Origin of the sequence: Bacillus sp. PDNC022 (assembly GCF_016919285.1) — a bacterium.
GTDB lineage: Bacteria > Bacillota > Bacilli > Bacillales > Bacillaceae > Bacillus > Bacillus safensis.
Genome location: NZ_CP070345.1, coordinates 3142935 through 3164800 on the forward strand (window position 1 = coordinate 3142935; position 21866 = coordinate 3164800).

Here is a 21866-nt window from a genome sequence, read left to right on the forward strand (position 1 = left end):
AAGAAGTGAAGGAGGTCTTCGAATTGAATAAAACGATAGAAACCATATTAAATCATCGATCCATCCGTTCGTTTACAGACGAGCGTTTGACAGAAGAAGAGGTGCTGACACTAATCAAAAGTGCACAGGCTGCTTCGACATCAAGCTATGTACAGGCGTATAGTATTATTGGTGTGACAGATCAGGAGAAGAAGGCCAAGCTTGCTGAACTGGCTGGGAATCAGCCATACGTTGAGAAGAACGGGCATTTCTTTGTCTTCTGTGCAGACTTGAAACGCCATGATCATATTGCAAAAAAAGCAGGGAAGAATCATCAGGAGGCGCTTGAGAATACGGAAGCCTTTCTCATTAGCGTCATCGATGCGGCATTGGCTGCACAAAATGTCAGTGTTGCTGCAGAATCAATGGGACTTGGGATCTGCTATATTGGCGGACTGCGTAATCAGCTGAGAGAAGTCTCTGAAGTGCTTGAAACGCCTTCTTATGTGCTGCCGTTATTCGGTCTAGCTGTTGGTCATCCAGCCAGCCAGTCGTCACAAAAGGAACGGCTGCCAGTTGAACTCATATATCATGAAAATTCATATCAGCAAGATGAAGCGCATGTGGATCGTTATTTAAAAGAATACGACGATCGTATTTCGGCATATTATGAAGAACGAACAAACGGCGAGAGAAAAGATACTTGGTCTGAGCAGATGCTGCGAGGCTTTAGTCAGCCAAAGCGTGCCTTCCTTGGAGAATTTGTGAAAGAGAAGGGCTTTAATCGAAAATAAATAAGAAATCCCCCTTTCCATTTAAGAGAGGGGGATTTCTGTAAGAGGTGCAGCATGATGAAATTAAGTATACTGGATCAATCTCCTTTGATTGGAGACGCAACGCCTGCTGAAGCACTGAAGCAGACGGTTGAACTGGCGAAGCAGGCGGAAAAGTGGGGCTATCACCGTTTTTGGGTATCAGAACATCATTTTTCTAATCGGCTTGCAGGATCTAGTCCAGAGGTGCTCCTCGGGCATTTATCAGCCGTTACGTCGCACATACGCATTGGCTCTGGCGGCGTCATGCTTCCCCACTACAGTGCCTACAAAGTAGCAGAGAACTTCAGGGTTCTCGAAGCACTGGCTCCTGGCAGAATCGATCTTGGAATTGGACGTGCTCCTGGTGGTATGCCCATTTCCTCCATTGCCCTTCATCATGGTGAGCGAAAGCGTCTAGGCGACCAGTATCCTGAGCAGGTAGAGGAATTGAAGGTCTATTTACATGATCTAGCGGATGAATTTTACCCGCTGCCTCATTTGACCGCTTCTCCGAAGGTAGAGACTGCGCCGGAAGTATGGATGCTTGGTTCTTCTGGAGGGAGTGCAAGGCTTGCGGCGAAAGCAGGTGCAGGCTACACGTTTGCTCTTTTTATTAATGGTGAAGGCGGAGAAGACTCTGTGGCGCAATATATCAACCGATTTGAACCTTCAGTATTCGGTGATGAACCGCGTGTTAGTCTGGCAGTTTTTGTTTTATGTGCCGAAACAGAGGAGCAGGCAGAAAAACTGGCTGTCAGCTTAGATTTATCTTTACTCGCCAATGAACAGGGTCTGAATCTTAGCCGTTTTCCTTCATATGAAGAAGCTCAGGGCTATTCCTACAGTCCATATGAACAAAAACGAGTGGCTGCCAATCGTCAAAGGATGGTCGTTGGAACACCAGCATCTGTGAAAAAGCAGCTGACCACACTCGCGAAGGCTTATCGGACAGATGAATTGATCGCAGTGACCATCACACATGACATGCAAGACCGGCTCACTTCGTATCGTTTATTAAAAGAAGTATTTGATGCATAACGTATGTATATTTATCGTCCACGCAGCCAATAAAAGGGGAAAAGAAGTATCATGGTGAGGAAGAAGGCGGCTGAAACGAGCAGGCTGAGCGGGTAGATACAGGAAGTATAAACAGACAGCTCGCATGCTTGATGAAAAGGACGAGGCTGTTTCGTATGTAAAAGGCTTAGAAAATAAACCAAGGTGATCGTCAGAAAAAAAGCAGTAAAAAAAGAAACGATCCATAGCAATATCAAAATTTCTCTTTCCTCCATATATGATCGAAAAGCCTTGATGAGCTTATCCGCTCATACAAGGCTTTTCTTGTGATTCACATTTATTCAGGGTAAATTTCGAAAGGTTCCTTCGTTTGAACGGTATCTGATTTTCCTTTCAAACTTGCATACGCAAGCATTGTATACTCACCAGCTTCAAGCTTCTGGCCTTGATTGATTGTGCCATTCCATTTTACGCGGTGCTCGCCTTTATCAACATGTTGATAAACACCAGCTTCACCTAAATACTCTCCATCTGTCGAGTAAACAAGGAATGCAAGGTTCTCAGCGCCGCCAGGCAGATAGCTGCTAATGACATAGCTTCCAGCACGGTTGTCAGGCTCTACGGAAACAGAAGTGACGCGCGGATAATCTGGCTCTTTCACAATCAATAAAGTAGGGATTTCCGTGACCTTTTTGCCATTTTCGCGAATGGTGATGCTGCCTTGGTACGTGCCTTTTTTGGTTTTTCCGTAATTCACCTGTACTGCGGAAGTAAAGGATCCAGTGGAATTCCCTTTGACGGTGATTTTTTTCGTTCCGTTTGTACTAATGCCGCTGCCATTGAATTTGTAATCAATGGTATACGTTTTCGGTGCTTTTGAAAGGTTTTCTACCTTAAATTTCTTCGTTTTGATTTGAACACCTTTTTCCTTTAAGAAAGTGCCGTATGAATAGCTCGCATCAGAAACGATAGAAGATGCTTGAAGTGATTCGATGATACGAACGCTGCCTGTTCCTTGTGTGTTATGAGGGAATGGGCTGCCATTTGCGTCAAACAGTTTTTCTGCTGTATTCATCAGCAATGCTTTGATTTGTTCAGTTGAGTACGATGGTTTTGCTTGTTTGATGATCGCTGCAACTCCTGCCACATGCGGAGATGCCATACTTGTTCCTTGTTTAGAACCATATCCGTAAGGATGAGAAGGATCATGCGTTGGTATCGTACTCACAATGCTGACGCCGGGTGCTGATAGATCAGGCTTAATCATCCACGTATCCACAACCGGTCCGCGGGATGAGAAGTCAGCGACTTGCTCACTAAGTTCTTTGACAAATTGAATGGAGAAAGCCGTTGTATTGTTTCCAGCCTCAATGGCTTTCACAAGCGCTGTTCCTTCAGCTTTTGACAGCTTAATTGTAGGAAGTGCGAGACCTGGTACATCGACTGGGATTTCTCCATCAGTATTGTTATACATCACAACGCCGATGGCACCAGCGGCTTTTGCATTGTCGACTTTATCCACAAAGGCAATAGCACCACGTTCAATCACGGCCACCTTTCCTTTAACATCGATGTTGTCAAATGCCTTTTCGTCACCGATTCCTGCTTGGACGAGTGTGACTTGTTTTTGGTCAAGCGCTTTTAAATCACTCTCTTGGTAGTAGCCCATGACTTTTGCAGTAGAATAGTTCGGGAATTTCACATTGTAAAGGCTGTACGGAAGCTGAGTTGCTCCGACAGAAATGGCATCTCTTGACGTGCCGGGAGAACCGACTGTCCAGCTGTTTGGACCGCTGTTTCCATTGGAAGTAACAGCGACAACGCCTTCAGACATGGCCCAATCAAGTGCGATGCTCGTTGCGTAATCAGGGTTATTGACACTGTTTCCAAGAGAGAGGTTCATGACATCTGCTCCGTCAGTAACAGCCCGGTCGATGCCTGCAAGAACGTTCTCAGTTGTTCCAGATCCACCTGGTCCAAGTACGCGGTATGCAAGAAGCGTGGCATCCTTTGCGACACCTTTAATTTGTCCATTTGCCGCAATCGTTCCTGCGACGTGGGTCCCGTGATCTGTGGATTCACCTCTAGGATCTCCTTTAGGTGTCTCTTGCGGAGAATAATCATTATCAACAAAATCATAGCCTTTGTATAAACCGAAGTTTCCTTTTAAATCTGGGTGGGTATAGTCTACTCCAGTATCAATAACAGCGACTTTGACCCCTTTTCCAGAATAGCCGGCATCCCATGCTTTTGGTGCACCGATAAATGGAGCGCTCTTATCCATAAGAGGGGAGACATCTTCGTTTGGAAGCTGGATGCTTTCCTTTTTCACTTCATCGGTTTTATATGTAACATCCGGATAAACGGCTTTTACTCCATCAACTGCGAGCAGCTTCGGGATTTCGTTTGCAGGAAGTTTCATAGAGAAACCAGAGAAGACTTTTTCATATTCTTGACGAACACTCGCTTTATCTACCTCTTTGAGTGCTGCGTTCTTTACTTTTGTTCGAGATTTTTTGAGGGAGGCTTTTGTTTGTGCTTCGCCTTCTTGCTTGGCTTCAACTAAGGATTTTTCCTTTAATTCAACAATGACAGTGGTTTGTTTTTTCGAGTTGACATTGATTTCACCGAAGATTTCTGCTTTTTCTAGTTCCATCTTTTTGTTAGATGGAGCAGCAGCAGCCTGTTGACCGGTAAAGAATGTGGATAAAATAAAAATAGTGGAGAACAATAGAACAGAAGAACGAGATATGACCTTTTTCATTAATTTTCCCCTTTCTAGCTGTGTTTTTAGGGAGATAGCCTTTCTTTTTGTGGATAAATAGGAAAGATTCACTGCCCGTTATTAAGTATTCAATACGTTGAAAACAATTCCTTTACTAAAATGGTCTTATTTTACATAGTTATAAAGAACTATTTTGTTTATAAAGTCGCACTTATGCACAAATGTCTGTTGATAACTCGATTATTCAGATACATATATGGAAAATAAAAAATGAACTTACACAAAATCTAGTAAGAGGGTGTTGATATGTGGATAAACCCTGTTGATAAGGTGTGCTTATCTTTGGGATAGCGTGTGCATAAAATTTTCATTGGAACATCCAAGTACATGATGATCTTCTGCACTTTTCAACAAAACTTCTGAAAACTAGTTGGTTTTTTCACCCAGATTGTGACAAACCTCTCTTTTTTCTCGGGATATGATAGGAGCAGTTGTTTTGCTAGAGCTGCTAGATTCTAAGAAAAGCGGAGGGATGTTCAGTGAAGAAATTAAAAAACTGGTTGAGCGTATGGTTTGGTTTCATGATGAATGTGCTTGTGAACCCTGGTGTGATGATGAAACAGCAAGGGTTTCAGGCGGCCGCGGTGGATGCCGGATTCTTTCAAGTAGTGAAAGAGAGAGAGCTGGAGAAGCTGGCAGAAGAACATAAGAAGAAACGCAGGGCAGAGAAGCGGTTTACTCAAAGTCTGATGATGATTGAAGAGAAGGCGATGCGAGAGGCGCGTGCTGGTCCGCTCTTACCTTTACAGAAAAAGTGAAACAGGGTAAAATCCCACATAAGAAATGTTATCTGCTGGGAGAGGATACCCCTTGAAGATATATAAAATATTGAATAACAACGCAGTGGTTGTGAAGGAGGATGATCAGGAGAAAATTGTGATGGGACCCGGAATTGCTTTTCAGAAGGGGAAAAATGACGTCATTCCTCTTCAAAAAATAGAGAAAATCTTTGTTGTGCGTGAAGAAAATGAGAAATTCAAACAAATTCTTGCCACATTGCCAGAGGCGCATATTGAGGTGGCAGAGCATATCATCAGTTATGCAGAGGGGAAACTCATGATGCCGCTCAGTGATCACATCCACATATCACTGACTGATCATTTGTCCTTCGCCATTGAACGCCTTCAAAAAGGCATTGTGTTATATAATAAATTGCTTGGTGAGATCAAAGTCTTATATAAGCAGGAATATGAGATTGGAAAGTATGCCATTCGTTATGTAAAGGAGCGGCTTGGGGTTGAACTGCCGGACGATGAGGCAGGATATGTGGCACTTCATATTCATACGGCCAAAATGAATACGGAGTCCATGAAAAAGACCGTGAAATATACAACGATGATTAAAGAAATGATCGAGCATATTGAAAGCTATTTTCAGCATTCAATTGATGAGGATAGTATTTCCTATCAGCGGCTTGTGACACATTTGAGGTATGCATTAGGCAGGTTGGAATCGAATGAGGCATTTCAAATCATGGACGATGACATGCTGATTTTTATCCAAACAAAGTATGATACGGCTTACCGGTGTGCACTTGGACTCGCTGAACTGTTAAAAGATGAATATGGACTTCATCTCCCTGAATCGGAGATCGGCTACATCACGCTGCATGTCCAGCGTCTGCAGGAAGCCGAATTGGTTTAATTGTGATGCCTGCATGCAGGCTTTTTTTATGCACACTACTCTTATTAGTGTATATGGGTCATTGGATTTGAAAAAAGAGGTTGACGATGTCACAGTCTTATACTATGATGAAAGCGTCATCAAAATTTGATATCGCGGGATTGTGACTGTCAGGCAGGCAAGACCTAAAATTTGCGTAACGAGGGGACGTGTATGTCCTTTACTCGTTGGTGAATTTTAGGTCTTTTTTGCTTTAAAAAAGGGGGAGACAACTTGAATTATCAAAAAACAGCCAAAGAATTAACAAAACTGTTAGGCGGCAAAGAAAATGTCATTAGTGCTACGCATTGTGCAACAAGACTCAGATTGGTGGTGAAAAATGAGGATTTGATTGACAAAGATGCCATTGAAGAACTTGAAGGTGTGAAAGGGGCTTTCTCAAGTTCAGGACAATTTCAAGTCATTTTTGGAACGGGATCTGTCAACAAAGTGTATGAACCATTTGCTCGTGAGACTGGTCTTGAGACCGGCGACGAGAAACAAAAGCCTGTCAGCCATGATGAAGCAGTGAAACAAAAAATGAATCCACTTGCGCGTTTTGCAAAGACATTATCGAATATTTTTGTACCAATCATTCCAGCAATTGTTGCGAGCGGTTTATTAATGGGTCTCTTAGGTATGATGAAAGCTTTCAAATGGGCTGACCCAAGCTCTGCGATCTTCCAAATGCTTGATATGTTCTCAAGTGCAGCCTTTATCATTTTACCGATTTTAATTGGGGTCAGTGCAGCGAAAGAGTTTGGCGGAAATCCGTATTTAGGGGCTGTCATTGGGGGAATTATGATTCACCCTAATCTGCTTAATCCGTGGGGATTGACGGAAGCAAATCCAGAGTATATGCATTTATTCAATGTTGATATTGCTCTTCTTGGTTACCAAGGGACGGTCATTCCAGTGTTATTGACTGTGTATATCATGTGTCTTGTTGAGAAGAATTTAAGAAAAGTCGTTCCGAACAGTATTGATTTACTTGTGACCCCATTTGTGACGGTAATTGTCACTGGATTTGTGACGTTTATTGCAGTTGGACCGCTTGGAAGAATGCTTGGTACAGGGATTTCGAATGCACTGACGTTTATTTATGACCATGCAGGGTTCTTAGCAGGACTCATTTTCGGCGGTGCTTACTCTTTAATTGTGCTCACAGGGGTTCATCATAGCTTCCATGCGATTGAGGCAGGATTGCTGAATGATATTGGGCGTAACTATTTGCTGCCGATCTGGGCAATGTCCAATGTCGCCCAAGGCGGGGCAGGATTGGCTGTCTTTTTCCTAGCCAAGCGTGCAAAAACAAAAGAAATTGCCCTTCCTGCTGCCTTCTCTGCTTTTTTAGGAATTACTGAACCTGTCATATTCGGTGTAAATCTCCGCTATCGTAAACCATTTATTGCGGCGATGATCGGAGGCGCATTGGGCGGGGCATTCGTCGTTTTCACGAAGGTAGCCGCCAATGCTTATGGTTTAACAGGCATTCCGATGATTGCGATTGCAGCACCATTCGGTGTTCAGAATGTGGTCAATTATGTGATTGGTATGTTAATCGCTGTTGCTGTTTCATTTATTCTCACCATCATTTTTAAAGTAAAAGAAGTCGAAAAATAATCAAGGAGTGGTCACAGTCATGACAACAACTGACGCAGCACTTCGTCAAAAGATAGCAGACCGTATTCGAAACTATGAGCATTTGGTCAAAAAGGATGTGTACCGGCAGCATTTTCATTTGATGCCGCCAGTTGGTCTTTTAAATGATCCGAATGGGTTGATTCAGTGGAAAGGAATTTACCACGTCTTTTATCAGTGGCAGCCATTCAAAACGGGGCATGGTGCAAAATTCTGGGGGCATTATACATCGACAGATCTAGTCAATTGGCAGCACGAAGAAGCCGCTCTTGCCCCAAGTGATTGGTTTGATCAAAACGGCTGTTATTCTGGCAGTGCATTTATAGACGATGAGCAGATGTACGTGATGTACACTGGAAACGTTCGGGATGAACAAGGGAACCGTGAGACGTATCAATGTTTAGCTGTTTCAGAGGACGGTATTCACTTTCAGAAAAAAGGTGTCGTGGCGACGCTGCCGGAAGGATTCACCGCCCATTTTCGAGATCCAAAGGTATGGAAGCGAAATGGCCAGTGGTACATGGTCCTTGGTGCACAAAGCTTAGACCTGAAAGGACACCTTGTCTTATTTACCTCTGATACGTTAGAAAATTGGACGTTTCAAGGCACGATTGCAGGCAGCGGAAAGAATGGTTTAGACAATTTCGGCTATATGTGGGAGTGTCCAGACCTGTTTGAATTGGACGGCCGGGATGTATTGATTGTGTCACCGCAAGGGCTCAAGCCGGATGGCTTAAAATATCACAATACACATCAATCAGGCTATTTTGTTGGCACATTGGATGATCACTCCTATCAATATACACACGGAGCGTTTGAGGAGCTGGACCGCGGTTTTGACTTCTATGCGCAGCAAACCTTTCTAGATGAATCAGGCAGACGCCTTTTAATCGGGTGGATGGGGGTGCCTGATCAAGGAGAAGAGCATCATCCGACGATTTCTTATCAATGGATACACTGCCTCACGATCCCTAGAGAGCTCCGTTTAGATGATGACGGACATCTCATTCAAAAACCAGTAAGTGAACTCCAATCCATGCGGACCAATGAACAAGAGCATATTTTTCATATTAAACGTTCTGTTCATTCCATCCCTGTAGATGATATTACGAGCGCAGAGGTATTCATTGATCAAATTGACACACAAAAAGGGTTTGAATGCTGTATCCGTGCAGCTGCACGCATCATCTATGATAAAGAGGAAGGGAAGCTGACATTAGAGCGGGATCGATTTGAAGATCGATCAAAGGAAGTTCGTGAAGCAGCAATAGAGGAATTACACGATCTTCATATTTTTATTGATTCATCGTCGATTGAGATTTTTGTAAACGGAGGCCGAGAAGTTTTTACTGCACGTTACTTTCCTTCCCCGGGAAATAAATCGATCTCCATCAGTGGAAGAAATGAAACAAAGCTGAAATTGAAGACATGGCATTTACAAAAAGAAGCAGGTCGTTGATCCGTATCCTACAAGTGATGATCAATATGATGTGAAATTGAAAGAGAAAGATGCGATGTAGAATACATTTCTCTATCAGATAAGCGAGGTGCGGGAAATTGGGTACCCCAATACCGCATCCTCATTTTCCTTGTTAAATTTTCAGCTGAAATTTTTCCACCCTTTCCTGCAAAAGTACATTATCCAAATTTAACTTCAATCATATCAGCCCGTTTAAATAGTTCTGCTTCTTTTGACCAATCAGTTTTGAAAACTAACCTCGCCTTCCTCAGGATTAATCGATGTTTTGACATCATTAGCTGCTTCAGCCAAAGAAAGCCTTGCATCTTATTCCACTGATCATAAGTGGAATTTTTATTTTCATTGTTTTTTTGCTTTTGGACCAATGGTAACCACACCGTCTACATCCCCCTCGCCATCAATTCATTATTTTTTCTCGATAACTTTCAGTAGTTAAAACGATTTTTCCCATGTGATTCGCTGTTCGTTTTACTTTATCTTCTGTTCTTTATAAAAAAGGTTTACTTTATTAATTATGAGTGATAACATACATTTAAATTATTGGTAATAAACATTACTTTTATATAAAAAATAGTAATTTTTATTACACAAGATAAATAATGATGAGGGGCGGGGCTCTCTGTCTCTAAAATGGAAGTTGTCGAAGATAGGGGTAGCGTCATTAATTCCATTTTTGAAAGCGCTATCTTATCGGTGTGTATGGCAGTGAACAGATTAAAAATTCTACTTAGTTGATTGTTTCCACTATCCAAAAAGAAGAGGATGTATGTTGGTCAGTGATTTAGCACCAGTGGTTGGATGTTATCAAGGCATGTAAAGAAGCTGCTTTTGCAAACAATGAAATAAATTAATCTATTAAATCAATAGTAAGTTAAGGGGTGTACTTGGATGGGAGTATGGAATTTTAAAGGCGGTTCTATTTGGTCAGAAAAGGGGTTCATTCCAAATCAGTCTACAAGCATCATAGTTACTCATGAGGATGATAGGGATATTCATTTATCTGAATCTAGCTTAATTGTACCGGGACTAGTCGATTTTCATTGTCATGTATGGGCACCAGGAGCAGAGATTGGTGTGACAGATAAACAATATCTCTCCTCAGGAGTAACTACAGTTGGGGACGCAGGTACTTTTGGCTATGACGGATGGGAGGAAGCAAATCGTTATTGGGAAAACAGCCCGTTAACAGTTCGTTCTTGGTTATCAGCTTTACCAGAAGGGCTAACCAATCACCCAAACCCTAACCCAACCAAGCCAGAAAGTATTTCGTTGGATCGAATTGTTGAAGTGGCATCTTTAGCTGATAATTGTTTATTAGGAATTAAGATTCGCTTAGGTCAGGTGGACAAAACGACTGATCGGTCTTTATTACGCTTAGCAAGAGAAGCAGCCGATCGAACTGATTTACGAATGATGGTTCATTTAACTGAAACTCAACTAGATATTGAAGAGGTAACACAATATTTTAATAAAGGAGACATTCTCACTCATCCATTTCAAGGAAGGGATGGAAACGTGTTAAATACCGCCGGGAAGGTAAAAAAAGAATTTCTAGCTGCAGTAGAAAGAGGAATAGTATTAGATATCGGTCACGGTAGAAAACACTTTAATTGGAATGTTTTTTATAAATGCTTAGCTGAGGGAATTAAACCAGATACGATCAGTACAGATTTAACAAGCGCGTCATGGAGAAAATACCCTGTTTATAACATGAGCTACATCATTTCTAAAATGATTGTAGGTGGACTGTCTCTAGATGAAGCTTTTAGAGCAGTTCTGGTAACAGCTCCTAAATTGTTAGGAATTGACGATTTTACGTTTACTCCACATCACCTTGTGGTTCTAGATTCTACTTCTACAGAGACTGCTTTTCCCGATGTAGATGGAGAAACGGTATTAGGTAACATTAATTATCAACCGAAACATGTAATTTTCAACGGTAAACCAGACATTGAGAGCGATTTCAGTTGAAAATAAACATTTTTGACACGATGAAAGAAAGTTTTCATTTTGTTCGCTATCTTGAGGAAACAACAGAAGAGTAAATGGAGATACTCTTACACATCTTACAGAACCGTAAGAGTATCTCTTTATTTTCTAAATGTAAGCGTTATCAAAATTTCTTTTTATTATTTTAAAAGGAGGAATTTGAATGGAAAATTCTCAATTGAATTTCGAAAAGATGACGATTCGAAAGGTGACACGAAGAATTATCCCGTTACTATTTTTACTCTATATTATTTCTTATCTAGACAGGGCAAATGTGGGATATGCTGCATTGGAAATGAATGAAGCATTAGGACTAACAAGTAAAATGTTTGGTCTTGTGACAGGTATTTTTTTTATTGGTTATTTTCTCTTTGAAGTACCAAGTAATATTTTAATGCAAAAATTTGGGGCAAGGGTTTGGATTACTAGGATTCTCTTTACTTGGGGAATTATTTCTATGGCAACTGGGTTTGCTCAGAATGCTACCCAGCTCTATATCATTAGATTCCTTCTTGGAATAGCAGAAGCAGGTCTATTTCCTGGCATTATACTATACCTTACTTATTGGTTCCGAGCTAAAGAAAGAGCAAGTACAATTGCGATGTTTATGACAGCAATCGCAGTTTCTTATATTATAGGAGCTCCCGTTTCTACCTTAATTATTGATCATATTCATTGGATGAATGTGCCTGGATGGCGTTGGATGTTTATTATCGAAGGCGCCCCTGCTGTTATTTTAGGGTTTGTTACATATTTCTACTTAACAGACCGGCCAGAACAAGCAAAGTGGTTAACAGCTGAAGAAAAAAATTGGTTGATGTCAGAATTAAGAAAGGACGAGGAGCTAAGAGAAAAGCAAGGCCAACAAACCTCTAGTCATAAAACGGCCTTGACTGATCCTAAACTGTGGTACCTCTCCTTAATTTACTTTGTATATACTGCAGGTACACTGGGCGTTGGTTATTGGATGCCTCAAATTATTAAAGGATTATCTAGCTATTTATCAAACACCCAGATCGGCTTCATTGCTACAATCCCTTACATTATTGCTTCAATCGTCATGAATTACTGGTCAAGACGCTCAGATCGCACTGGTGAAAGACGTATACACACAGCTTTACCGTTACTCGTAGCTGGTTTAACGTTACTCAGTGTAGGAATGGTGGCCAATCCATTTATTGCAATGATTTTCATCACCATTTCATTGGCAGCCATGTATTGTTTTAAAGGTCCTTTTTGGTCATTACCAACTATGATATTGAGTCCAGCCACAGTAGCTGTTGGAATTGCAGTCATTAATTCAATTGGAAATCTAGGAGGGTTTGTTGGCCCTTATGCAGTTGGATGGCTAAAAGATTATACAGGAAAAATGCAAGCCGGTTTGATTTTCTTAAGTATTATTTTAATAATCGCTTTTATTTTAGTATTCTCTATGAAATTTGAGCCAAAAAGAACTGCCTTAAAGAGTCAGAAGGAAATAGGGGAAATCCGGCTTGAAAAATAATTTCTCTACAATCTGAGCAGATCAATGATCTGCTTTTTTCTAGTGAGATCAGCCTGTATCTTAAAGCCTATAGCGTGTATATACAAGGTTGGCCTAAAGCGGTTTGATGACGTTTTACATATATGATAGCAGGTGGAAATATGGTATCATTTTAAAATATATACAGCTGAGGCTGACGTTTATCCAAATGCGGTAGGACAAAAAAAGGGGTTGTTTACTTGAATTCAAAACAGCAGCCGACGACTAGAAAACGCTTGGAGACAATGGCAGATCATGTTGAAGATAAACGTGAAGAATATAAAGAATTGCTCATTCAAGTTCAATCTATTCTCGGTGAACCTTCTTTAGAGCAGGAAGAAGTGAAAGAGAAGCTGTCAGATACGTATAAACAAATGAAAGAATACGCTTTATTTGTTGAATCCATTGAAGCCTTTATTCGAAAAATGGCGAAAGAGTCCGAACAGCAAAAATAGGCATTCATGTATGGATAAAAGAGTGTACCTGCGTGCGGGTACGCTTTTTTGTATTCTGCCTGATTATTCAGAAATTTAAATGAAAGCGTTGACATTTCTATTGTCATGATCAATAATAAATAAAAATTCATCTGAGCATGTACAGGAGGAACAATATGAACCATACAACCAAGAAATGCCTGATCACCTTTATCATTGTCCTATTTTCTTTGAGTTTTCTTTTTCCTTCCGTTTCTTCTGCCCGAAATCACATGTCGTATGTTGCATCAACGGCTTCTGTTCCATCTGGTCAATATTATCGTTCACAAGAGGTCGCTCTGCATTCTCACGTTCAAAAAGCTTCTCTTTATTACACAACAGATGGCAGCCAGCCGACTACTCAAAGTCAGTTATACAAAAAGCCCATTCATATAGAAACTGATACGACTTTAAAAGTAAGCGTTTACAAGAAAAACCACCGTCTTTCCACGTCTACGTACAATTATCGCTTTGTCACACGAGAGGACATTGCATCATCTTTTTTATCTTTCGAATACAAAGGAATGCCTTACCGTCTGTATATTCCAAAAAACCGTAAGAGGGGTAAAGCCTATCCTCTAGTTCTGTTCTTACATGGAGGCGGGGAGAGGGGAACAGACAATCAAAAGCAGTTACTTGCGAATGATGGTGCAGCTTTATGGGCTTCCCCTGAAGTCCAAAAGAAACATCCTTCGTACGTACTTGCACCTCAGGCGCGAAATGCTGTCGATGGAGGCTTTGCATTAACAAGAAATCCGCAAAATGAAATTGATCTGACGAACGTGTTTCAATTTTCACCAGATTTACACAAAGCTTATGATGTCCTTCAGCATGTGTTAACTTCTTATCAGATTGATCAGAAAAGGATTTATGCGACGGGTTTATCACAAGGTGGATTTGGCACGTACCAGTTGAACATCACATATCCTCGTTTGTTTGCAGCGATGATTCCTATTGCGGGGGGTGCAGATCCAAGCAAGGCAGGAATGTTAGCACACAAGCCAATATGGGCATTTCATGCAGAAGATGATTCCATTATCCCTATCAGCTATGCGAGAAATACAATTCAAGCTATTCAAAAAGCTGGCGGCCAGCCGCTTTATACGGAATACGCAAGCAAGTATGGATATGACCATGCATCATGGACGCCTGCTTATGAGACGCCAGGCTTAACAGATTGGCTGTTTGCACAGAGACGCAGCTTTCGATAATCGATAAACAAAAACCGATTCACCTACTAACAAGGCGAATCGGTTTTTTCTGTTTTATTTGTCAAAACGATGAGCAGAATGCTTTGTTGGTCCGATATATTCGTTTAGCTGGAAAGAGCCTTTGATGGCAGCCGTAATGAATTCTTTTGCTGCATAGATGGCTTCTTTCACGTCTGATCCATTCGCTAGTTCAGCTGTGACTGCTGCTGAGAATGTGCAGCCTGCGCCGTGTGTGTATTCAGTGTCAATTTTATCTGTTTCAAGGCGTTCGAAGGTTTGTCCATCATAAAGCAAATCGATGGCTTTGTCTTCGCTTAGCTTACCGCCTCCAGTGATGACCACATACTTTGCACCAAGTTCGTGAATGCGTTTTGCTGCTTCTTCCATTTGTTCGATCGTTTTAATCTCGCCGATTCCGCTTAATTGACCTGCTTCGAAAAGGTTAGGTGTGATAACGGTTGCCAGTGGCGTGAGCTTTTCACGCAGTGCTTCCGCGTGCTCTGGGTAAAGGACTTCGTTTGCACCCTTACAAACCATAACAGGATCAATGACGACATTTTTAAGGTCGTATGTTTTGATGGTGTCAGCTGCAAGCTCGATCACGTCTACGGTAGGAAGCATACCCGTTTTCAGTGCATCTACACCAATGCCTTCTACAATGGTAGAGAGCTGCGCACGAATCGTCGCCGTATCAATTGGAAACACCTGATGATCCCAATGATTATGTGGGTCCATTGCAACGACAACGGTTAAAGCTGTCATCCCGTAGACGTTTTTTTCTTGAAACGTTTTTAAATCTGCTTGGATACCTGCACCGCCGCTTGAATCCGAACCTGCGATGGTGAGTGCTTTATTCATAGACATAGTTGCTGAACCTCCAATGTGATGTGTAACAGTTATTGTTCTATCCCTTATTATAATCAGCTTTTCCATTTATCACAATGAAACGGCATAAAAAAGCGTTCCTCTCTTCGGAACGCCTCTTTTTCTTATCTTTTCCAAATCACCAATTTCCCTTTTTTCAGTTCATCTAAAAGTGTTAAGGCTAATTCTTGATCGGCGCCAGCTGACATCATTTTTGCCATCAATTCATCATCCCGGGTGCGAATGACATTGGCGACTTGATCCAAAATCCCTTGATCGACCGCAGTCATGCTTTTGGCGTCTGTATACTCCGTTACGGTATCAGAGCGTTCTGGGTCGTACGCAAAAACAAAAACAGCGTCCTTTGATGATCCCGATGAATGAATGTGGTCAATGGTCTTTTTTGCTTCTTTACTATTTTCCACCGTGATATATTCCATCATCATCACTCCTTTTCATCAAAAATTCCCATTTTCCCATCAAATCAAACCGCCTTTTATATCATGAGAAGAAAGTCAATTTATGTTTTAATGGAAAAAGACGAATCTATTAAAGGAGTAAGCTGCATATGAAGATTTCCTTATTAATTGTGACACATAACCGGCTCAGCGCACTGTGCGAGCTACTTGAATCCATTACAAGACAAACCGTACAGCCTTTTGAAATTGTCGTCGTCAATGATGCAGGAGAGCGAGTCGACATCATTCAGGAACTTTACCCTGAGCTTCCGATCCGCTTGATTCATTTAGATGAGAATGTCCAGCATGTGAATGCCAGAAATGTGGGAGTGCAAGAGCTGACAGGTGACGTCATCATGTTGAGTGACGACGATGATTACTTCACACCTTGTCATATCGAACGCATGAGTAAGGCGCTGGTGGATGCCGATTTTGTCTTTTCTGATGCAGAAATTGTGTCATTTGAAGAAAAAGGCGCGACCCGTTTCCCGTTGTCGAGACGTTTGTTTGCTTATACAGCGGATATTGAGGATATGCGTGTCTTTTCTACATATGTTCCTTCGGGCAGTATGTACAAACGCTGTATACACGATGAGATTGGCTATTTTGATCCAGCGATGCATCATTATTGGGACTGGGACTTCTTTTTACGTGTATCACAGCATGCCCGAGTCAAACGAGTGCCAGCTGCGAGCGTGATCTATGCGTTTTTTGACGGCGGTGGAAATCAGTCTAGTGATCTGGGCGAAACAAGGAAGAACTACTTAGATGATTTAAGTGAAAAGCATGAACTGGGCGACCTGCCGACAGCAAACTTTGCGATATTATTAGAAGAACCAGCGATGAAAAAAAGAGAATCTGAGAGTGAGATTGTGTGGGATGGAAAACCGATGATTTCCAGACTAGCGCAGCAAGTAGAAGGAGGAAAACCACAATGAAGCCATTTTTAAATGATAGCTGGTGGGCTGTGATGAAAAGTGAATTTGAACAGCCATATTATCAGGAATTACGTGAATGGATGAAGGAAGAATATCGCACGCAGACCGTTTTTCCAAAACCAGATGACGTGTATCGTGCCCTTCATTTGACATCATATGAAAAGGTCAAAGTGGTGATTTTAGGACAAGACCCTTATCATGGCCCAGGGCAGGCACATGGATTAAGCTTTTCTGTTCAGCCGGGCGTCAAACACCCGCCATCTTTGAGAAATATTTTTCAGGAGCTACAGGATGATCTTGGCTGTCCTGTTCCAAACCACGGCTCACTTGTCAGCTGGGCAGAGCAGGGTGTGCTGCTCTTAAACACTGTGCTGACCGTGAGAAGGGGCGAGGCGAATTCTCATAAAGGCAAGGGCTGGGAACGAGTGACTGACCGCGTGATTGATGTGCTGAATAAGCGTGAGCAGCCCGTCGTTTTTGTGTTATGGGGAAGACATGCTCAAAACAAGAAAGAACGCATTGATCAAAACAAGCATTACATCATTGAGTCACCTCATCCAAGTCCTTTTTCTGCAAGAAACGGCTTTTTTGGCAGCCGTCCGTTTTCAAAGGTAAACGCGTATTTAAAGCAAATGGGAACCGAAGAAATCAATTGGTGTATCAAGGATATCGAATGAAAAAAGGACGAGGGGAGGGCCCCTTCGTCCTGTTTATTTTAAAAATTTACGAACCAAGTCGAGTCCGTTTTTCGCATTTGGATAACGGAAGGAAAGATCGAAGCGATTGGTTTGGCGCAGGACGCTTTTTTCATGCGTAAAAGTAAAGAAGCTGTCCTTCCCGTGATATCGTCCCATGCCGCTTTCGCCGACGCCTCCAAATGGCAGGTAAGGTGTAGCGACATGCATAAGCGTGTCATTGATACATCCTCCGCCAAATGAGAGGTTGTCTAGAATATAGGATTCTGTTTCTTTACTTGTCGTAAATAAGTAAAGTGCAAGCGGCTTTGGCCTTGCTTTGATCATATGAACTGCCTCATGCAGAGAATCAAAGGTCATGACAGGCAGAATCGGTCCGAAAATTTCCTCCTGCATGACGGGATCTTCCCATGTGATGTCGTCTAAAATGGTCGGAGCGATTTTGAGCTCCTGTTCATTGCGCTGTCCACCTGTGACGATCGTTCCATTTGATAGAAATTGTGTAAGCCTGTCAAAATGACGCTGGCTGACATTTTTTCCAAAGTACGGATGTGTTTCTGGATGTTCACCATAAAAGTCACGGATACAGGCCGTCATTTCTCGCAAAAGTTCCTCTTTGATGGATTCATGAACGAGCAAATAATCTGGTGCAATGCAGGTTTGCCCTGCATTGGTGAATTTTCCAAAGGTGATCCGCTTCGCTGCCAGCTTGATGTCGGCATCAGGCATGACGATGCTGGGACTTTTTCCGCCAAGCTCAAGTGTGACAGGGGTCAAATGCTTTGCGGCGGCTTCCATGACGACTTTGCCAACTGCCACACTTCCAGTAAAGAAGATATAATCAAAGGGCAGTTTCAGCAGCTCTGTACTGACATCAACACCGCCCTCTACGACAGCCGCATGGTCTTCTTGAAATACACGTCTCATGATCGTGCTGATCACTTGTGAGACTGCCGGCGTCAGCTCAGACGGTTTTAAAATCACGGCATTTCCCGCAGAAATCGCACCGACTAATGGAGAAAGGGCCAATTGGAAAGGATAGTTCCAAGGAGCAATGATGAGCACACTTCCATAAGGTTCCTTGATGATCATGCTTTTTGATCCGATATGAGTCAGCGGTGTTTTCACGCGTGTTGGCTTCGCCCATTTGTGAAGGTGCTTGATGGTATGATTGATTTCTTCATACACGATCCCAATCTCTGTTGTATAGGCTTCCTGTTCGGATTTATGTAAATCATGGGCTAAGGCCTGTAAAATATCCTTTTCATGCTGTTTGATTGCTGCTTTTAAGTCTTGAAGAATGCGGATGCGTTCTTGAACCGCCGGTTTCTGAAAGACTTTTTGTTTCTGAAATAGAGCAGTGAGCTTGTCCATTATTCAATCCTTTCATAGACGATTTTGTTTCTTTTATTATGTGTGAATGAAGATGACGGGTCAAATAAGAGAGTCGTGAGCGCACTGCTTTGAAAAAATGAACCCATTTGGTTTGTTCATTTGGTAAAATAATGTTGAAAAGAGATTTTTTTAGATTGGAGGGTCTACCCTTGAATATTCATATATCAAGCCTGCTTCAAAAAATGGAGGAAGCGGTTCAAAAAGCAAAACAAAGTGGAAATGATGAAGAGGTGAAACGTCAAGTGGCGGCCATTTCTTCACTATGTGATGTCATTCTCGATGCACCATCACAGGTGCAAATGCCGCAGTCGCCGGTCATTTCACCACCTCCATCGATACATACACCATCAGCACCATCTGTGTCTACAGATCAAGCCATGCTGGAGAAACTAATGGGAACAAGTGGTGCGAAGAAATTTCAGCAAAATGATGAGGGTCAAAAAGAGAAGGACGGGAACGGCGACTCTATTTTTGATTTTTAATGGTCTTGTCACGACAAAGGGAAGGTGATCGGTTTGAAACTATTTTTGGGCGCCATTCAGTGGATGGCATTTTTTATCGCAGCTTCTATTGCCGTACCAATTGCGATTGCACAAGCATTTGAATTGAACCAAGTGCAATCGGCGGAGTTAATTCAAAGTACTTTCTTTTCACTTGGTCTTGTGGCAATGGTGCAGTGTTTATGCGGCCATATGCTGCCGATCAATGAAAGTCCAGCAGGGCTTTGGTGGGGTGTGTATACCCTTTATGCCGGCATGACAGGTACAATCTTTGCGACGTATCCTGAAACCCTGCAAGCATTACAAGGGGCTTTAATTTTTAGTGCTGTTTTCTTTTTTATTTTTAGTTTATTTAAAATCATCAATTGGCTCGCGTCTTTATTTACGCCAGTCGTCACAGGCATTTACCTGCTGCTGCTTGTTGTGCAGCTAAGTCAGCCAATCATGAAAGGGCTGATGGGCATCGGCTATCGGGGAAATCAGGTGGACGGGCTTGTCTTTTGCTTATCGATCTTGATTATTATCCTCACCTTCATGATCAGCCGCTCAAAATGGCATTACTTGAGGCAGTTTTCTGTGTTATTCGCACTTGCAGGCGGATGGCTGTTATTCGCTCTACTCGGATTGGCGAAGCCGGTTCGAATTCCAGAACAAATCATCGAGTTTCCGAAGCTGTTTCCATTCGGCATGCCGGTCTTTGACAGTGGATTGCTTGTCACGTCCTTTTTTATAACGATTTTACTCATTGTGAACATGCTGGCAAGTATTCGAATTGTGGAAAGCTCAGTGAAGGCATTTGGTGAACTGCGTGAGCGGAAGAGAGCGCGCCCTGCTGGTTTTGTCGCCGCATTTGGTCATTTACTGAGCGGGCTCATCGGTGCGATTGCGCCTGTACCTATTTCGGGGGCAGCAGGATTTATCCAGACAACCAAAATTCCTTCGAGAAAGCCTTTTTTCATAGGAAGTCTGCTTATTGTTCTCATTAGTTTGTTTCCGCTGCTCATGAGCTTTTTCTCTGCATTGCCATCACCTGTGGGGCTGGCTGTAAACTTTGTGGTCTTCTCTTCTATGATTGGGATTGCGATGTCGGAGTTTGATCAGTATGAGAAAGAAGAAGTCCCGCGGATTCGCTTTGTCCTTGGGATTGCTGTTTTAGCAGGCGTAGGGGCGATGTTTGTGCCTCAGGGGGCCTTGAAAGGCATGCATCCTGTGCTCATTTCATTATTAAGCAACGGTCTTGTTCTAGGCACACTCATTGCGATCGTGGTCGATCAAGTCTTGTTACGAAAGAAAAAGAAATCCGACAATCTCGTGTCAACGTAATGGGAAAGTTGAATGTCGCCCTTCACCCGCGCTATGATAAACATAATTGATGAGATAAGGAGAATGACGAATGAAACTATTTTTCATTTTAGGTGCGATTAATGCGTTGCTAGCTGTTGGGCTCGGAGCCTTCGGTGCGCACGGTCTGGAAGGGAAAATCCCTGAAAAATATATAGAAATATGGAATAAAGGTGTTCAATATCAGATGTTCCATGCGATAGGACTATTTATTGTCGCCTTTCTTGCAGATAAGCTATCAGGTGTTTCCCTAGTTCCAACCGCTGGCTGGGTGATGCTTGCAGGCATCCTTTTCTTCTCAGGAAGCCTTTATGTGCTGGCATTGACTCAGGTGAAGATTCTAGGTGCCATTACCCCCATTGGCGGAGTGGCGTTTATTGCCTCTTGGATCATGCTGGTCATAGCAGCAGCAAAAAATTTATAAGCCAAAAACCGATGCTCTCATAGGGGCATCGGTTTTTTTCTTAACTCCAGTAAGGGGTATAGTTGGGCGGTGCTTGATAATAAGGGACGTAGTGAGATGGAGGGACAGGATGCGTTTGAGCCTCTTCTTCCCGGTGGCAAAATGGTCCGATAAACACGCTTGGTTTCACCGGCTTTATCGCCTGCTTCCACTGTGTTTCGTTCATGCAATAAGTATGGGCCATGATGTGAGAAGGGGTGAGGGTGAGAAGGTCTGAGCCTAGGATCACTTCAGGTGTAGATGCGTTAAAAATGGCTAACAAATGAGTTCTGTCTTGAAGAGCGACTTCATAGTGCCACCAGCCTTGAGGCACGTTTGCTACCTGTCCAGGTGTGATGGTGTAGGTATGCAGTTTTTTTGTAAATGGATTCAGTATTGATACGGCAGCAGAACCGGCTATACAATAAACAAGCTCTGCGGCATTTTGATGATAATGAGGCTCTACGACTTTGCTTTTACTCAAATATATATCCAGCAGGGACACTCGATCCAACGAGTTTAATTGTTTTTTTCCTAACACATTAATCAGGTTATGCTGATCGTATTTCACAAGGGGGCTTTGATTTAGATCGTATGAAAATTTGACATTTGGTGATGTATAATCCAGCTCAACAGTCATTGATGTCACCTCTAGGCTT

At 42.4% G+C, this 21866-nt stretch carries 21 protein-coding genes; 15 read left to right on the forward strand and 6 right to left on the reverse strand.

Annotated features, from left to right (window positions below):
- The first annotated feature begins 23 nt into the window (after positions 1-23).
- Together nfsA and JVX94_RS16045 are read left to right on the forward strand one after the other, a co-directional pair.
- Positions 24-773, forward strand: coding sequence for an oxygen-insensitive NADPH nitroreductase (gene nfsA, locus JVX94_RS16040; protein ID WP_095409856.1), 750 nt, complete (start codon positions 24-26; stop codon positions 771-773).
- Positions 774-827: 54 nt separating this feature from the next.
- Positions 828-1832, forward strand: coding sequence for an MsnO8 family LLM class oxidoreductase (locus tag JVX94_RS16045; RefSeq protein ID WP_281236591.1), 1005 nt, complete (start codon positions 828-830; stop codon positions 1830-1832).
- Positions 1833-2148: 316 nt separating this feature from the next.
- Here the strand turns inward: JVX94_RS16045 and JVX94_RS16050 are convergent, their stop codons facing one another.
- Positions 2149-4575, reverse strand: coding sequence for a S8 family peptidase (locus JVX94_RS16050; protein ID WP_205183774.1), 2427 nt, complete (start codon positions 4573-4575; stop codon positions 2149-2151).
- A 500-nt stretch (positions 4576-5075) separates the two neighbouring features.
- On the opposite strand from JVX94_RS16050, the gene JVX94_RS16055 reads away from it, so the two are divergent.
- From JVX94_RS16055 to JVX94_RS16070, 4 genes are all read left to right on the forward strand, one after another.
- A complete protein-coding gene (locus JVX94_RS16055; RefSeq protein ID WP_144471811.1) occupies positions 5076-5354 on the forward strand; it encodes a hypothetical protein in 279 nt (92 codons plus the stop codon).
- Between the two features lie 52 nt (positions 5355-5406).
- Complete coding sequence (locus JVX94_RS16060) at positions 5407-6240, forward strand: PRD domain-containing protein (protein WP_144471813.1); 834 nt, start codon at positions 5407-5409, stop codon at positions 6238-6240.
- A 252-nt stretch (positions 6241-6492) separates the two neighbouring features.
- Entirely contained in the window at positions 6493-7881 is a 1389-nt protein-coding gene (locus tag JVX94_RS16065) for a sucrose-specific PTS transporter subunit IIBC (protein WP_095409852.1), read from the forward strand.
- Between the two features lie 19 nt (positions 7882-7900).
- Entirely contained in the window at positions 7901-9358 is a 1458-nt protein-coding gene (locus JVX94_RS16070) for a glycoside hydrolase family 32 protein (protein ID WP_205183777.1), read from the forward strand.
- A 179-nt stretch (positions 9359-9537) separates the two neighbouring features.
- Here JVX94_RS16070 and JVX94_RS16075 read toward each other — a convergent pair whose 3' ends face one another.
- Entirely contained in the window at positions 9538-9756 is a 219-nt protein-coding gene (locus JVX94_RS16075) for a hypothetical protein (protein WP_205183780.1), read from the reverse strand.
- A gap of 511 nt (positions 9757-10267) precedes the next feature.
- Here JVX94_RS16075 and JVX94_RS16080 point away from each other — a divergent pair.
- The 4 genes from JVX94_RS16080 to JVX94_RS16095 all read left to right on the forward strand — a co-directional run bounded on the left by JVX94_RS16080 (position 10268) and on the right by JVX94_RS16095 (position 14574).
- Positions 10268-11350 carry an amidohydrolase family protein gene (locus JVX94_RS16080; RefSeq protein WP_203128998.1) on the forward strand — a complete coding sequence of 361 codons (1083 nt, stop codon included), beginning with the start codon at positions 10268-10270 and terminating at the stop codon, positions 11348-11350.
- Positions 11351-11531: 181 nt separating this feature from the next.
- Positions 11532-12872, forward strand: a complete 1341-nt coding sequence (locus JVX94_RS16085) for an MFS transporter (protein WP_203128997.1) — start codon at positions 11532-11534, stop codon at positions 12870-12872.
- 218 nt (positions 12873-13090) lie between these two features.
- Positions 13091-13345, forward strand: a complete 255-nt coding sequence (locus JVX94_RS16090) for a hypothetical protein (RefSeq protein WP_095409847.1) — start codon at positions 13091-13093, stop codon at positions 13343-13345.
- 155 nt (positions 13346-13500) lie between these two features.
- Positions 13501-14574 carry a chitobiase/beta-hexosaminidase C-terminal domain-containing protein gene (locus tag JVX94_RS16095; protein WP_205183783.1) on the forward strand — a complete coding sequence of 358 codons (1074 nt, stop codon included), beginning with the start codon at positions 13501-13503 and terminating at the stop codon, positions 14572-14574.
- A 54-nt stretch (positions 14575-14628) separates the two neighbouring features.
- On the opposite strand, the gene JVX94_RS16100 is transcribed toward JVX94_RS16095, so the two are convergent.
- Both JVX94_RS16100 and JVX94_RS16105 read right to left on the reverse strand, forming a co-directional pair.
- Complete coding sequence (locus tag JVX94_RS16100) at positions 14629-15438, reverse strand: bifunctional hydroxymethylpyrimidine kinase/phosphomethylpyrimidine kinase (RefSeq protein ID WP_024426411.1); 810 nt, start codon at positions 15436-15438, stop codon at positions 14629-14631.
- Between the two features lie 125 nt (positions 15439-15563).
- Positions 15564-15878, reverse strand: coding sequence for a YflT domain-containing protein (locus JVX94_RS16105; protein ID WP_205183786.1), 315 nt, complete (start codon positions 15876-15878; stop codon positions 15564-15566).
- Between the two features lie 128 nt (positions 15879-16006).
- On the opposite strand from JVX94_RS16105, the gene JVX94_RS16110 reads away from it, so the two are divergent.
- Together JVX94_RS16110 and JVX94_RS16115 are read left to right on the forward strand one after the other, a co-directional pair.
- Entirely contained in the window at positions 16007-16834 is an 828-nt protein-coding gene (locus JVX94_RS16110; RefSeq protein ID WP_205183789.1) for a glycosyltransferase family 2 protein, read from the forward strand.
- Complete coding sequence (locus JVX94_RS16115) at positions 16831-17511, forward strand: uracil-DNA glycosylase (RefSeq protein WP_095409842.1); 681 nt, start codon at positions 16831-16833, stop codon at positions 17509-17511. The genes JVX94_RS16110 and JVX94_RS16115 overlap by 4 nt, the downstream gene beginning before the upstream one ends.
- A gap of 33 nt (positions 17512-17544) precedes the next feature.
- On the opposite strand, the gene JVX94_RS16120 is transcribed toward JVX94_RS16115, so the two are convergent.
- The gene (locus JVX94_RS16120) at positions 17545-18903 is read right to left on the reverse strand and encodes an aldehyde dehydrogenase (protein WP_095409841.1); all 1359 of its coding nucleotides are present in this window, start codon (positions 18901-18903) and stop codon (positions 17545-17547) included.
- Between the two features lie 170 nt (positions 18904-19073).
- On the opposite strand from JVX94_RS16120, the gene JVX94_RS16125 reads away from it, so the two are divergent.
- The 3 genes from JVX94_RS16125 to JVX94_RS16135 all read left to right on the forward strand — a co-directional run bounded on the left by JVX94_RS16125 (position 19074) and on the right by JVX94_RS16135 (position 21189).
- Positions 19074-19406 carry a YwdI family protein gene (locus tag JVX94_RS16125; protein WP_039182322.1) on the forward strand — a complete coding sequence of 111 codons (333 nt, stop codon included), beginning with the start codon at positions 19074-19076 and terminating at the stop codon, positions 19404-19406.
- 33 nt (positions 19407-19439) lie between these two features.
- Positions 19440-20747, forward strand: a complete 1308-nt coding sequence (locus tag JVX94_RS16130) for a purine/pyrimidine permease (protein ID WP_041115438.1) — start codon at positions 19440-19442, stop codon at positions 20745-20747.
- 70 nt (positions 20748-20817) lie between these two features.
- Positions 20818-21189, forward strand: coding sequence for a DUF423 domain-containing protein (locus JVX94_RS16135; protein WP_144483926.1), 372 nt, complete (start codon positions 20818-20820; stop codon positions 21187-21189).
- Between the two features lie 40 nt (positions 21190-21229).
- Here the strand turns inward: JVX94_RS16135 and JVX94_RS16140 are convergent, their stop codons facing one another.
- A complete protein-coding gene (locus tag JVX94_RS16140) occupies positions 21230-21847 on the reverse strand; it encodes a cupin domain-containing protein (protein WP_095409839.1) in 618 nt (205 codons plus the stop codon).
- Positions 21848-21866: the final 19 nt, after the last annotated feature.